General features: G+C 37.3%; 9 protein-coding genes. 4 read left to right on the plus strand and 5 right to left on the minus strand.

Annotated features, from left to right (window positions below; translation table 11 throughout):
- Window positions 1-46: 46 nt before the first annotated feature.
- Together ACP3T3_RS04440 and ACP3T3_RS04445 are read right to left on the minus strand one after the other, a co-directional pair.
- A complete protein-coding gene (locus ACP3T3_RS04440; protein WP_426478716.1) occupies window positions 47-1,540 on the minus strand; it encodes a hypothetical protein in 1,494 nt (497 codons plus the stop codon).
- A gap of 88 nt (window positions 1,541-1,628) precedes the next feature.
- A complete protein-coding gene (locus ACP3T3_RS04445) occupies window positions 1,629-5,114 on the minus strand; it encodes a glycosyltransferase family 117 protein (RefSeq protein ID WP_426478717.1) in 3,486 nt (1,161 codons plus the stop codon).
- Window positions 5,115-5,337: 223 nt separating this feature from the next.
- On the opposite strand from ACP3T3_RS04445, the gene ACP3T3_RS04450 reads away from it, so the two are divergent.
- From ACP3T3_RS04450 to ACP3T3_RS04465, 4 genes are all read left to right on the plus strand, one after another.
- Window positions 5,338-6,375 carry a PLP-dependent cysteine synthase family protein gene (locus ACP3T3_RS04450; protein WP_426478718.1) on the plus strand — a complete coding sequence of 346 codons (1,038 nt, stop codon included), beginning with the start codon at window positions 5,338-5,340 and terminating at the stop codon, window positions 6,373-6,375.
- An 83-nt stretch (window positions 6,376-6,458) separates the two neighbouring features.
- On the plus strand, window positions 6,459-7,730 hold the full coding sequence (locus ACP3T3_RS04455) for an aminotransferase class I/II-fold pyridoxal phosphate-dependent enzyme (RefSeq protein ID WP_426479943.1): 1,272 nt from the start codon (window positions 6,459-6,461) through the stop codon (window positions 7,728-7,730).
- A 66-nt stretch (window positions 7,731-7,796) separates the two neighbouring features.
- On the plus strand, window positions 7,797-8,675 hold the full coding sequence (locus ACP3T3_RS04460) for a DMT family transporter (RefSeq protein WP_426478719.1): 879 nt from the start codon (window positions 7,797-7,799) through the stop codon (window positions 8,673-8,675).
- Window positions 8,676-8,846: 171 nt separating this feature from the next.
- The gene (locus ACP3T3_RS04465; RefSeq protein ID WP_426478720.1) at window positions 8,847-11,036 is read left to right on the plus strand and encodes a B12-binding domain-containing radical SAM protein; all 2,190 of its coding nucleotides are present in this window, start codon (window positions 8,847-8,849) and stop codon (window positions 11,034-11,036) included.
- A 370-nt stretch (window positions 11,037-11,406) separates the two neighbouring features.
- Here ACP3T3_RS04465 and ACP3T3_RS04470 read toward each other — a convergent pair whose 3' ends face one another.
- The 3 genes from ACP3T3_RS04470 to atpD form a co-directional block, all read right to left on the minus strand.
- Window positions 11,407-12,225, minus strand: coding sequence for a hypothetical protein (locus ACP3T3_RS04470; protein ID WP_426478721.1), 819 nt, complete (start codon window positions 12,223-12,225; stop codon window positions 11,407-11,409).
- Window positions 12,226-12,305: 80 nt separating this feature from the next.
- Window positions 12,306-12,587 (minus strand): FoF1 ATP synthase subunit delta/epsilon, encoded by a 282-nt coding sequence (locus ACP3T3_RS04475; protein ID WP_426478722.1) that lies wholly within the window; start codon window positions 12,585-12,587, stop codon window positions 12,306-12,308.
- 88 nt (window positions 12,588-12,675) lie between these two features.
- Window positions 12,676-14,184 (minus strand): F0F1 ATP synthase subunit beta, encoded by a 1,509-nt coding sequence (gene atpD / locus ACP3T3_RS04480; protein ID WP_426478723.1) that lies wholly within the window; start codon window positions 14,182-14,184, stop codon window positions 12,676-12,678.
- Between the last annotated feature and the right edge of the window lie 73 nt (window positions 14,185-14,257).

A 14,257-nucleotide genomic window follows, 5' to 3' on the forward strand; every position in this document is an offset into this window, starting at 1 on the left:
GGGACTCTTTTTCTGAATTCTTTCAATTTTTAAATATTTCAATCTTTTAATCAATTTTAATGTACAAATTATAGTCTGTTCCGGAAGGTTTCAGATGGTAAATTTTTTCTAGAATTTTATTATCACTTTTAAGGTAGTCTTTAACTCTGAACTCCTTTAAAAGTTTATAGTGGGTCTGATAATAGATTGAATTCGCATCATTGCCTTCATACAGGTTTTTATAGGAAAGAAGATATTTCGGCTTTCTTTTCTTTACGGTATTAATCCAGTAATTCGTTTTATCTTTTTTAATTTCCTCCTGAATCTGTTTATCTACCAGCCCTACCTCATCAATTGTTTTTAATCCTGAAAAATACGGGACATAACCCGCCGGTTCCAATAAAATCCATTGATTTTTATCTTTTTCATATTGATTTAAAAATGTACCGATCGTTCTGCGGTAATTCCACTCCCCGTTTCCTGTTGCAATAGAATGTACAGTTTGAAAAACTAGCAGTGGGAAAATATAAAATATAATAAATGATGACAGCCATAGGTTTCTTTTCTCTTTCTGTTCCAATACAAAAATAAGAACGGGAACGAAAAGCAGAATCTGCGGCACCCAGTAATACCAGTCGAACAAGCTTTTTTGAGAAATAAAGACCACCTGTTTTACCCACCCGAAAATAAAGATCATCCACAAAAAATAGTTTCTTTTCTCCCGCTGTCTGACCAGGTAAATAAAGCAAAGCAGTTCAAAAATCAATACTACAATTGTTATAGGATTGAAATCTCCCGGAAGTTTCAGCATTCCCCAGAAATTCCCAAAGCTTTTAAAGAAATACCCAATATGCTGCTGGATCGTAAAATTTTCACTGTAAAGCAATTTTTTTGCAGTAATGGTATTGTTCACCAGCTCTCCAAAGTAAAACCAGTTGAAAGCAACTGTTGATAAGACACCCAGAGCTCCTCCAAAAATATAATTCCATCTTATTTTTCTGTTCCAGAACAGATCCACAAGGAATACAATTCCAAGGAATATGACGGTATCAATTCTGGTAAACATGATTAAAACGGGAAGAAGTATCAACACCCATTTTTTTCCTTTATGGAAGCCATAATACAGCAATGCCATCTCGAGGAAAAACAGGATTCCGTACTCCATTCCGAGGATTGAGATTTTAATGGCGGGCGGCAAAATGCCGATTAAAAATATAAATATTGCTTTATGCCATGGGTTTTTAAGCACCAGATGGGAAAGCAGTAAAGTTCCTATTGTAAATAATATGGAATTAAAAATCAAAAGAGGTTCAATAAAGTTTTCTTTTCCAAAAACCAGATTGAAAAGATAAGACACAAAAACATATAAATGAGTTGTAGACGCAGAAATTTTAGCATCACCATTGAAACCGATTACACCATAATCCAACAGGTTCTGAGCCACTCTCCAGGTGATAAATGCATCTTCCTGGATGTAGTGTGTCAATAAAAAAAGAAGTTTAAAAGCAACTGTAGCAATTACGGCATAGATGGGGAATCTGCTATTATTTGTTTCAGCCATTATGTATTTTTAGTTTCACAAATATAATCTTAATATTCAGGATTCCCAATAATAAAAAAACGGGACCGAAGTCCCGTTGTAAGTATTTTTATTTTGTGGCTTTGATAATCGCCGTGGTAATCTGATTTTCCTTTTCTTTTGAATACGTAGAATCATAAGGCTCCATGACATCAAATAAATACTGATAGAATGGCGTAATCTGCTGTACATTTTCAGATTCTTTTATGGCCTTCTCTTTGCCCATTTCCTGAAGATCTTTGATAAATACATTGAACTTTTTGTCAATAGGTTCTATGGATTTTACCAGATAAGCATATCCTTTTTCTTTCTGTCCAATCTTCGTATAAGCATCCGTTACTGCAGCTACAACAAGAGAATATTCCATTGGTTTTGTTCTCATTTGTCTTCTCAGGTAGCTTTGGTCTGCCTTGGACAGGCTTAAATAATAATCATATTCTTCAAAGATTCCTTTTTTAAGTACTTCAGCAATCTGAAGACCTTTCTGCTCCTGACCGGCAATGATATAACCTGAAACAATTGAGCTTAATGAACGGGGATCGTTATATTTCTCTGCAGGAATTTCTTTCGCTGCAAGATCCAGAATTTCCAATGCTTTAGCTTTCTGTCCGCTTAATGCAAGTGCTGCTGCCGCTCTGCTCGCTGACATTCTGTAGCTGATGATGTTGGAAGTTGCCGTTTCATCAAAGTGAGCATTTAAGTTTTTGAAGTTCCCCCATCTGAAGTTTTTCACTACATTATAAAGAGAATTGGCATCTACTCTTCCCATATCTCCATCGGCTGTCGGAGGTGTTTGGATAGGAATCAATCTGTAACTGAATCCGTCAAACTGAAGGTAATCGTTCAGATAGAAAATATTCTCACTGTCATAAATACCTCCTGATGAGAAATTCACCGGACGCTTCCAGTCGAAGTTCGCTAAGAGATCCATCAAAATCAGGTTATTCTTATAAAGCGTATTTCCTTTGTAGGTAATCATGATCTGATTGGCTACGTTGGGAAGATCTTCCTTATTGATGATTCCGGCCTTTAAAGCATTTTCTTTATTAACCGGAAGAATGAATTTGTTTACCGGAAGGATATTATATTTTTCAAATTTCTCTTCCCCGAAGTACATTTTCAACAATTCGTCTTTTTCAGGAGATTTGAATTTAATGAATTCAATGGCCTGTTTCAGTGTTAAAGAGTCCTGAGTAAGATATTTTCTGAAAGACTGGAATTCTGTTTCCGGAGCTCCCTGCTCTTTCAGCATAGAGAAAACACCTTCCCAATCTTCTTTCTTCATCATATAGATCTGGTCGTTTACCCCATCTCTGTAATCTTCGTGTGTAAGCTGGCTTGGGATTCCCATAGCGTTGTATGTTCTTCTCTTTACCTGGTCAAGGTTCCATGGAGTTGAAGCAAGGGTAAAGTTTACCACCTTCACATCATCTCTGAATCTTTCTGTTTCCTGAATTGCCCAAACCGGGTAAGTATCGTTATCTCCATACACAAAAAGGATATCGTTTTTCGGTAATGATTTTAACACTGAATATGCATAATCATACGCTGTATATCTGTTGCTTCTGTCGTGAACATTGTAGTTCTGGAATCCCATCATAAAAGGAACACCTAATAAAACCACTCCTAAAGCAATGTTGACCCCGTTTGATTTTATCTTAGACTGTAAGAACCATAAAATTGCTCCGGCTCCCAAACCAATCCAGATCGCAAATGCATAGAACGAGCCTACCATTGCGTAATCTCTCTCTCTCGGCTCAAAAGGCTTTACCCCTGTATAGAAAACAATCCCTACACTTGTTAAAATAAATAGTGATAACAGTGCATAAAATCTTCCGAAGTCTCTGTTCAATTGGAAGAAGAATCCGATCAACCCTAAAATTAATGGGAGGAAGAAGAATTTTACAGTGCTTTCATTTTTAAATTTAGCAGGCATCTTATCCTGATTTCCTACCACGGCATTATCAATGAAAGGAATTCCGGAAATCCAGTTTCCTTTTGTACTTTCCATATTTCCTTCAAGGTCATTCTGTCTTCCTACAAAGTTCCACATCAGGTATCTTACGAAGTAATATCCGTTCTGGAAAGAGATAAAGTAATCCATATTCTGAAGGAATGATGGCTTCTGAACATTGATCAGGTTATAAGGTTTTACTTTCAGGTAATCTGAAGCGGTAATCGATTTGTCTTCATATTTTGCTCTCAGCTCGTCAAAGATCTGCTTAGCCTGTGGATTGTCTGCCACATCTTCATTACCATAGTTGAATGTAAAATCAGGAGCACCATACATAGAAATATAGTTCGCCATTACATCCTTATCCTCATTAAACATTCTTGGCATTAAGCTTACCTGAGACTTGTTGAATACATAATTAAAACGGTCTCCGGTTTTTCTGTACGTTCCGGTTTTTTCATCTTTTTCATAAATTTCTCCGGTTTTTTGAGTCTTGAAGCTTCCGTCTTCATTCTTCTCAATTCCGTTAGCATCAAGGAATGCAGTATAATTCTGTCCGTAAATGGTAGGCCAGTCACCATATTGCTCTCTGTTATAATAATCCAGCATACCAATTGCCGTATCCGGATCATTAAGGTTCATCGGCGGGTTGGCATTGGCTCTGATAGGAATAACCATCCAGCAAGAGAATCCGATCATCATAAAAACTACAGATAACGCAGCCGTCTGATAGATGTTTCTTTTTGCCTTTCTTGCATACTTGATTAAGAAATAGCAGATCGCTACCATCAAAACAAAAGCCGCAATAGTTCCGGAGTGGAAAGGAAGTCCAAGACCATTCACGAAGAAAATCTCAAGTCTTCCGAACATGGTCATAATCAAAGGGAAGATAATTTTGAAAACAATAATCAAAATTCCTAATGTGATAAGGTTTGCCCAGATAAAGTTTTTCCAGGTAAACTTATAATTTCTTGCATAATATACCAGACATACTGCAGGGATTGCCAGCATACACATCATATGCACTCCCACAGAAAGCCCTAAAACGAAGAAAATAAGAATAATCCATCTTTCACTGCCGCCCGCCTTATACTCATTCTCCCATTTGGTGATCAACCAGACCAAAAGCGCGATAAACATAGAAGCCATAGAATAAACCTCACCTTCTACTGCCGAGAACCAGAATGTATCTGAAAATGTAAAGCAAAGTGCCCCTACTGCTCCGGCAAATAAAATAGAAATTTCCTGATGTTTTGTAATTTCTTCAAAATCTTTGTTTAAAAGTCTTCTCACAAAGTGTGTGATCGTCCAGAACAAAAATAAAATAGTCAGCGCACTGAACAATGCAGACATCGCATTGATTACGATGGAGTAATTTTCGCCTTTCCCTAATGCAAAAATGGCTGCCACGGCACCCACTATCTGGAATAAAGCAGCTCCGGGAGCGTGCGTTACTTCAAGTTTTACTGCAGAAGAAATGTACTCGCCACAATCCCAAAAACTGAAATTGGGTTCTATGGTGGACAAGTACGTGAAAAACGCAATGACGAAAATCACCCATCCTAAAACGGTGTTCCATTGCCTAAAAGTCCAATTTTTCATAGTATTAAATCAATTATGCGAAAATAAGGCTTTTATCTTATTTTATGCGGGTTTTAACAAAATTTAAAAATTTTGGCGTAGTATTTGCGATTATAGACGTGTCAAAACTGTAAATAAGAAAATAAGTTTTTACAAAACTATATCCCAGAAATCAAACAAAAGTTTAGTAATTATTTATTTTTTTGTATTTTTGCAGTCAGATTTTTATTGAAAATAACAAATAATGAGTAATGTTTACGATAATATTCTTGGCCTGATAGGAAATACTCCTATGGTGAAGCTAAATACTGTGACAAAAGATATTCCAGCAACCGTTTATGCCAAATTAGAATCATATAATCCTGGACATTCCACCAAAGACCGAATCGCACTTCATATTATAGAGAACGCAGAGAAAAGAGGCCTTTTAAAAGAAGATTCTGTAGTTGTAGAAACTACTTCCGGTAATACCGGGTTTTCTATTGCGATGGTATGTATCATTAAGGGATATAAATGTATTCTTGCAGTAAGTGACAAAACAAAACCTGAAAAAATTGCTTATCTGAAAGCATTGGGAGCTACGGTATATATATGCCCGGCCAATGTACCGGCAGATGATCCGAGATCATACTATGAGGTTGCTAAAAGAATCGCTCAGGAAACCCCAAATTCTATTTACATCAATCAATATTTTAACGAGCTTAATATTGATGCACACTACCAGACTACAGGTCCTGAGATCTGGGAACAGACGGAAGGTAAGATTACTCACCTTTTTGCCTGTACAGGAACCGGGGGTACCTTATCTGGGTCTGCCAAATTTTTGAAGGAAAAAAATCCGGATATCAAGATTATCGGAGTAGATGCAGATGGCTCTATCCTTAAAAGCTATCATGAGACAGGAGAGATTCACAAAGAAGATGTACATCCTTATCAGATTGAGGGAATGGGTAAAAACCTGATTCCTGCTGCCCTGCTTTTCGACAAGGTAGATGAATTTGTAAGGGTAAATGATGAAATGTCTGCGTACAGAACCCGCGAAATTGCTTTGAAAGAAGCCATTATGGGTGGTTATACTACCGGAGCTGTAACACAGGGACTCATGCAGTATGCCCAGTCTCATGAGCTTACAGAAAATGACGTGGTTGTTTTAATATATCCTGACCATGGTTCCAGATACATCACCAAAGTATACAGTGATAAATGGATGGCCGAGCAGGGATTTGTCAACAACTGTGTTCACAATTATGACGAAGTTTTCAAAACGGAGTTTATCAAATAAGAACGAATAAAATCACAATACAAAAAAGCCTTTTGCGTGTTCTGACAAAAAAGGCTTTTTTACTTAAAAATTACGATACAATGTTGGATATTTTTGAAAGAATAAAAGAAAATCCAGGACCACTTGGACAATTTGCAGATTATGGTGAAGGCTATTTTATTTTCCCAAGATTAGAGGGACCTATCGGACCTAGAATGCAGTTTCAGGGTAGAGAAGTAATTTTCTGGAGTGCCAATGACTATTTAGGATTGTGTAATCATCCTGAAGTTATAGAAGCAGATGCAAAAGCGGCTGCAGAATATGGAATGTTCTATCCGATGGGAGCAAGAGCAATGTCCGGAGAAACAGATCAGCACCTTCAGCTGGAAAGAGAACTGGCAGACTTCGTACAAAAAGAATCAGCATATTTATTGAACTTCGGTTACCAGGGAATGGTTTCTACCATTGATGCCCTGGTAAGCAGAAATGATGTAATTGTTTATGATATGGATTCTCATGCCTGCATTGTGGACGGAGTAAGACTTCATTCCGGTAAAAGGTTTACCTACAAGCACAATGACATGGAAAGCCTTGAGAAAAACCTTCAGAGAGCAACGAAAGTAGCTGAAGAAACAGGAGGAGGTATTCTTGTTATTACAGAAGGGGTTTTCGGAATGAGAGGACAGCAGGGAAAAATCAAAGAGATCTGCGATCTTAAATCAAAATACCAGTTCAGACTATTGGTAGATGATGCCCATGGTTTCGGGACACTTGGTAAAACAGGTGCCGGTGTGGGTGAAGAGCAGGATTGTAACGATCAGATTGATGTATATTTCTCCACCTTTGCTAAATCTATGGCAGGTTTCGGAGCATTCCTTGCGGGTGACAAAGAAATCATCAGATATCTGAAATTTAACCTGAGATCACAAATCTTTGCAAAATCTCTTACCATGCCAATGGTAATCGGAGGATTGAAAAGACTGGAGCTGTTGAGATCAAGACCTGAAATCAAAGCTAAACTTTGGGAGAATGTGTACAAACTTCAAAACGGACTTACCGAAAGAGGATTCAATATTGGAGACACAAATACCTGTGTTACTCCGGTAATGATGCAGGGAACTCCGGTAGAGGCTACTCTATTGGTAAAAGATTTAAGAGAAAATTACGGAATCTTTACTTCTGTGGTGGTATATCCGGTCATTCCGAAGGGAATGATTCTTTTAAGATTAATTCCTACCGCTTCTCATACAGATGCAGAGATTAATGAAACTCTCGCTGCATTCGAAGCAATTCATGATAAATTAGTAGGTGGCTACTACAAAGAGCAGGAGCAAAAATTACTGCAGGAACAGGGATTAAGTTTTAAACCGATTTAATCTTCAAAATAAAAGAAAGCCACTGATTGATTCAGTGGTTTTTTTGTTTAATACCAATTAAATCAAATGAAACTTAGAGGTTACACACTGGGAATTCTGTCGGCTGTTTCATATGGTCTGATTCCGATTTTTATTCTGCCTGTCAAGCGGGCCCATTTTTCAATGGATATTACCCTGTTTTACAGATTTTTCTTTTCAGCTTTACTGGTTGGAGGATATTTGCTGTATTCCGGGGAGCGTTTTAAAATCAATAAAAAGGAGACATTAATCCTGGCAGTTCTTGGAGTCTGCTATGCCCTTTCTTCGGAGTTTCTGTTTTTAGGGTACGATTTTCTTACGGCAGGAATTGCTTCTACCGTTTTATTTATTTATCCGGTCATGGTAGCCTTGATTATGTTTTTCTTTTACAGAGAGAAGCTTGCCAGATTATCCGTAGTTTCCCTGCTTCTTGCTTTTGCCGGGGTAATTGTTTTGTGTTTGAAAGGAAATGGTTTTGAAATCAATTTTGCAGGATTGGGAATTGTTATGCTCAGTTCACTGTTTTATGCCCTGTATATGGTGATTGTCAACAAATCAAACATCAAGGTTTCAGGGTTTAAACTTTCTTTCTATTCTATGCTTTTTACATCCATGTTCTTTATGTCCAAAGCTGTGATGGCACATGAATCATTTGTTATTCCTTCAACCGAAATTTTCATTAACCTTCTTACTTTTGCGTTTCTCACTACCGTTATTTCCAGTCTTTGTCTGGTATATGCAATTAAATATATCGGCTCTACTCCTGTTGCCATTCTGGGAGCTTTGGAACCTGTGGTTGCCGTATTAATCAGTGTACTGATGTTTCATGAAAAATTTACAAATAATTTATTGATCGGGATCACGCTGATTCTTTTGGGAGTAACGTTAAATGTAGTGACCGATCGTAAAAATCTGAACCACGCATAAGGTATATTATTTGGAAATTTGTAGTGCCAGAAACATGTATCTAGCCATAAATTACATAATATAACAATGGTAATAAGGCAGAGAATTGTAAAGACTTTATTCACTGTTTATAATCAGGAGAAAAAATTTTTTTCTAAAAAAACTTTAGAATAACTTTGCAAAAAATTTCTGTTGAAAGACCTGCTTCTTATTACTCCGCCTTTTACCCAACTTAATACCCCTTATCCTGCAACGGCTTATATAAAAGGATTTTTAAATACCAAAAATATTTCCAGCTATCAGGTAGATTTAGGCATTGATGTTATTTTGGAATTATTTTCAAAGGATGGAATTCAAAAAGTTTTCAATAAAGAGATTGATCTTCAGAATACCTCTGAAAACTCTCAGAGAATCTATGCCTTAAGAGAAGAATATTTAAAAACCATAGATCAGGTTATTCCCTTTTTACAGGGAAAAACACCTACACTGGCAAGGCAGATCTGCAGCATGAACTTCCTTCCCGAAGCTTCCCGTTTCAACCAGCTGGATGATATGGAATTTGCTTTTGGGAATATGGGACTTCAGGATAAAGCCAAGCATCTGGCGACTTTGTATTTGGAAGATATTTCGGATTATATTGTAGAAAATATTGATGCTGATTTTGGTTTCAGCAGATATGCAGAGCGTCTTGGAAAAAGTGCAAATTCTTTTGATGAATTATATGCTAAGCTGTCTGATAACCCTACATTTATTGATGAGTTTACATTAAAAATTCTTCGTGAGAAAATGGAAACAATTCAGCCAAAGCTGGTTTGTTTTTCAGTACCGTTTCCGGGTAATCTGTATTCCGGGTTCAAATGTGCCCAATGGATAAAAAAGCATTATCCACACATTAAAATTGCTATGGGTGGAGGCTTTCCCAATACAGAATTACGGGAAGTCAAAGATCAGAGAGTATTTGAATTTTTTGATTTTATTACTCTGGATGATGGCGAACTTCCATTAGAACTTCTTCATCAGAATTTGGAAATTTCTGCTGAGGAAGGTGAATTTAAAAGAACATTCCTCCTTGAAAATAAAGAAGTTGTTTATAAGAACAATTCTAAAAAGCATGATTTCAAACAGTCCGAAATAGGAACTCCGGATTATACGGATTTGAAACTGGATCAGTATATTTCCGTTATCGAAATTGCCAATCCTATGCACAGTCTGTGGAGTGACGGAAGATGGAACAAGCTGACAATGGCCCATGGCTGCTACTGGGGAAAATGTACATTCTGCGATATTTCTTTAGATTATATCAAAATATACGAACCTATTTCTGCTAAAATTCTGGTAGACCGGATTGAAGAGCTGATCAGAACAACCGGCGAAACAGGATTTCATTTTGTAGATGAAGCGGCACCACCAGCTTTGATGAGAGAAGTAGCGCTGGAAATCCTCCGCAGAAATCTTGTCGTTACCTGGTGGACTAATATCCGTTTTGAAAAAAGTTTCACCCGTGATTTATGTTACCTTCTGAAGCTTTCGGGATGTGTTGCTGTTTCCGGAGGGCTTGAAGTGGCCAGTGACCGGTTACTGAAATTAATTGATAAAGGCGTTTCTGTAGACCAGGTTGCCAATGTAACCAGGAATTTTACAGAAGCCGGAATTATGGTTCACGCTTATCTGATGTATGGCTATCCTACTCAGACGGTTCAGGAAACGGTTGATTCCCTGGAAATGGTTCGGCAGATGTTCGAGATGGGAATTCTTCAAAGCGGTTTCTGGCATCAGTTTGCCATGACTGCCCACTCACCTGTAGGAATCAGCCCGGAAGATTTTGGAGTCGTTCCGGTAAAGCAGGAAATTTTATTTGCCAATAATGATATAGATTTTAAAGATAAAACAGGAATCGATCATAACAAATTCAGCTTCGGATTAAAAAAATCTTTATTCAACTATATGCATGGAGTGAACTTCGAACTTCCGCTTCAGGAATGGTTTGACTTTAAAATTCCAGGGACGACTATCCATCCTGATTATATTCATGACTGTCTTTTGGAAGACGGACAATTTCAATTGAAGATGAATTCAAAAGTTGTTTTTCTGACCAAAAATGTAATCGCTGAGAATCGCGTAAAAAATAAAAAGAAATACTCTGGTGCATATACGTTGCTTACATTCCACTTAAAGACCAATGTTGTGAAGGTGGAGCTGGAACAGGAAAAAGCTGAATGGCTGATAAACATCCTGAAAGAAAATGCTATTGAAAATTCTAAAAAACCTACAATTCAGCAACTTAAGAATCAGTTTGAGGAATATTTTGAAGATTTTGAGCTATTCTGGTTCTCAAAGCCGATGCAGCAATTGAAAGATAACGGGGTGATTTTAAGTTTATAAAATTTTCATTTTTTTTTTCAGGGATTTTTAAAATTGGTGAATTTTCCGTGAATTCTTATTTTCTGAATGAATAAGACTTGTTTTGATTAAAATATAATCTCTCACAGATTTCACGGATTACACAGATCTAAATTTTCATGTAGAGAATAAGATTTTCTATTTTTTATACTAACGAATCAATCCAAATTCTAACTACCATAAATTAAACGGCGAAATATTCCCCTCCGGAGGGTGGCGAAAATTCAAAGAATTTTTGACGGGGTGGCTAAAGTACGATTATATAAGTTTCGGCTAAAGCCGGATGAAATTTGATTTTAATGAAAAACGGGCTAAAGCCCGTTCCTATTGATATAAAGAATGTAATTATTAATTAATTAGGGGTCTCTTTTGATACGGCACCCACAGAAACCTTCTCCTGAATTTTAATAAAGTTAGGATCCATAATCGCCATGCGTTCTGCTAATGCCTTATAAGTCGGGAACTTCAGGATAGAAGCCCGGCCGGACATTTCTCTGTAAATGGTAAAAGATTTTCCACCGGCAGTTTTCAGCTGTTTTGTAGTGGTGATATACCTTCCTATCAGCTTACTTTTGGCATCGTAGATCTCAATATCTATCGGAGACTTATCCATAATCGTATCTTCTGAACCAAAACTTACAGGTAAATTCGTAAAATAGCCTACCGGAACTCCATTGCTGAGGATTTCTCCTACTTTGTTGACCTCAATATTCATCTTATCTATTTTCTTCCTGATTGCATACGCATCTTTCGTTTTAGAGTCCAGCTTTCTCTTAGGAACATTTGAAAAAAGCTCATCAAGGTTTTTAACATTGATCCCCTTATTATCAATGATCTTAAGATCTTTAATCGAAGTAAAGACCGCAGACTTTTCTTCTCCGGAAAATGCAGAAGGCGATGAATAATCAATTTCGATTGTTTTATCCCTGTTATACACCCTGTTAACAATGATATAGCTGTCCCGAACAGAATCAACGATACTTTTATCAATGAATTTTATAGTATACATCGGGGTCTCCTTCAGATCCATAAAAGTATACTCGCTGGATTTGTTGGATAGCTTAGCCACCGGAACACCGTCTAAATGAATAATCCCCCTCTTGGTTTTGATATTCTGTGCATGGAACAAGACGCCCAGAACTGTAAAGAATATGATTATGCCTTTCTTCATACCATCAGACTTATACATAAATAAAAAAAGTGTAACACAAAGTTACACTTTCTTGAAAATATATTTAGCTTTTCATTTAATTATTCACAAAGGATAATTCCTTTATTATGATTAAATTCTACAACACCGCTTTTGATAGCATAAGCAAAAACAGAGTCTTTTCCGGACTCTTTGGTAAAGTTTTTAGCAAAAGCTTCATCAATAGAATTCGCAAATAGCTTTACTTCACCTCCTACTAAAGAAGAAACAATTCCTGCGTGGTTTTTCATGATGTGAAATTCACCATTTTTTCCTGGCAGTAATACTGAGTCTATTTCTCCTTCAAAAACTACGTATTCTGGTGTTAAAATTTTTATATTCATTTTAATTTAGATTTGAAGATTTCAGATTTCAGATTTCAGACAACCTTCAAGTCTCATGTCTGGTATCTGCTATCTTTATGTCTAATTATTAAGCATTTTCAGCTAACATTTTTTGTCCTGCTTCGATAGCTTCTTCGATAGTACCTTTCAGGTTGAAAGCTGCTTCTGGTAAGTGGTCTAATTCACCATCCATAATCATGTTGAATCCTTTGATAGTATCTTTGATATCTACCAATGATCCCGGGATACCTGTAAACTGCTCTGCTACGTGGAAAGGCTGAGATAAGAATCTCTGAACTTTTCTTGCACGGTAAACTACAGATTTATCTTCTTCAGAAAGTTCTTCCATACCAAGGATTGCGATGATATCCTGAAGCGCTTTATATCTTTGAAGGATTTCTTTTACTCTTTGAGCACAGTTATAGTGATCGTGACCTAAGATTTCAGGATTTAGGATTCTTGAAGTAGAAGAAAGTGGATCTACCGCTGGATAGATACCTAATGAAGCAATCTTTCTGTCAAGTACCGTAGTTGCATCCAAGTGGGCAAACGTAGTTGCAGGAGCCGGGTCAGTTAAGTCATCCGCAGGTACATATACCGCCTGTACTGAAGTAATTGAACCATTTTTAGTTGAAGTAATTCTTTCCTGCATCGCACCCATTTCAGAAGCTAGCGTTGGTTGGTAACCTACCGCTGATGGCATACGACCAAGAAGTGCAGATACCTCAGAACCAGCCTGTGTAAAACGGAAGATGTTGTCTACGAAGAAAAGTACATCTCTACCTTGTCCGCTTTCTCCACCGTCTCTGTAGTACTCAGCTAATGTAAGACCAGATAGTGCTACTCTGGCTCTTGCCCCTGGCGGCTCGTTCATCTGTCCGAAAACGAATGCTGCTTTAGAATCTTTCATAGCTTCCAAGTCTACTTTAGAAAGATCCCAACCTCCGTTTTCCATAGAGTGCATGAAATCATCACCATACTTGATAATACCTGATTCCAGCATCTCTCTCAAAAGGTCATTTCCTTCTCTCGTTCTTTCACCTACTCCGGCGAATACAGAAAGACCTCCGTGTCCTTTTGCAATATTGTTAATCAACTCCTGGATCAATACTGTTTTACCTACTCCGGCACCTCCGAACAAACCAATTTTACCTCCTTTTGCGTAAGGCTCAACTAAGTCGATTACTTTGATACCTGTAAATAAAACTTCTGCAGAAGTTGAAAGTTGATCAAATTTTGGAGCTGGTCTGTGAATGGGAAGACCACCTTCCTTAGAAATATCTTGAAGTCCGTCGATAGCATCACCAACAACGTTGAATAGTCTTCCGTTTACAGCCTCTCCGATTGGCATCATAATAGGATTTCCGTATCCGATTACGTCTTGACCTCTCCTAAGACCGTCAGTAGCGTCCATTGCGATACATCTTACTGTATCTTCGCCAATATGCTGTTCTACCTCTAAGATTACTTTTTCACCGTTTTCTTTTGTAATTTCTAACGCGTCATAGATTGCTGGAACAGATTCCACATCTGTGAAGACAACGTCGATTACCGGACCAATAATTTGAGAAATTTTACCTTTAATTTGGTTTGCCATTGCTAAATTTTTTCTTGGTGCAAATATAGTGATTCTTCATAAACCCGCAATTGGTAAAAAAAAGATTTTTATC

It is taken from the genome of Chryseobacterium sp. CBSDS_008, assembly GCF_049959325.1.
Lineage (GTDB): Bacteria > Bacteroidota > Bacteroidia > Flavobacteriales > Weeksellaceae > Chryseobacterium.

Bases quoted from the DNA above. Each gene is read 5' to 3' on its own strand.
- ACP3T3_RS04440 (WP_426478716.1), bottom strand. From the start codon at position 1,540: ATGGCTGAAACAAATAATAGCAGATTCCCCATCTATGCCGTAATTGCT.
- ACP3T3_RS04445 (WP_426478717.1), bottom strand. From the start codon at position 5,114: ATGAAAAATTGGACTTTTAGGCAATGGAACACCGTTTTAGGATGGGTG.
- ACP3T3_RS04450 (WP_426478718.1), top strand. From the start codon at position 5,338: ATGAGTAATGTTTACGATAATATTCTTGGCCTGATAGGAAATACTCCT.
- ACP3T3_RS04460 (WP_426478719.1), top strand. From the start codon at position 7,797: ATGAAACTTAGAGGTTACACACTGGGAATTCTGTCGGCTGTTTCATAT.
- ACP3T3_RS04470 (WP_426478721.1), bottom strand. From the start codon at position 12,225: ATGAAGAAAGGCATAATCATATTCTTTACAGTTCTGGGCGTCTTGTTC.
- ACP3T3_RS04475 (WP_426478722.1), bottom strand. From the start codon at position 12,587: ATGAATATAAAAATTTTAACACCAGAATACGTAGTTTTTGAAGGAGAA.
- atpD (WP_426478723.1), bottom strand. From the start codon at position 14,184: ATGGCAAACCAAATTAAAGGTAAAATTTCTCAAATTATTGGTCCGGTA.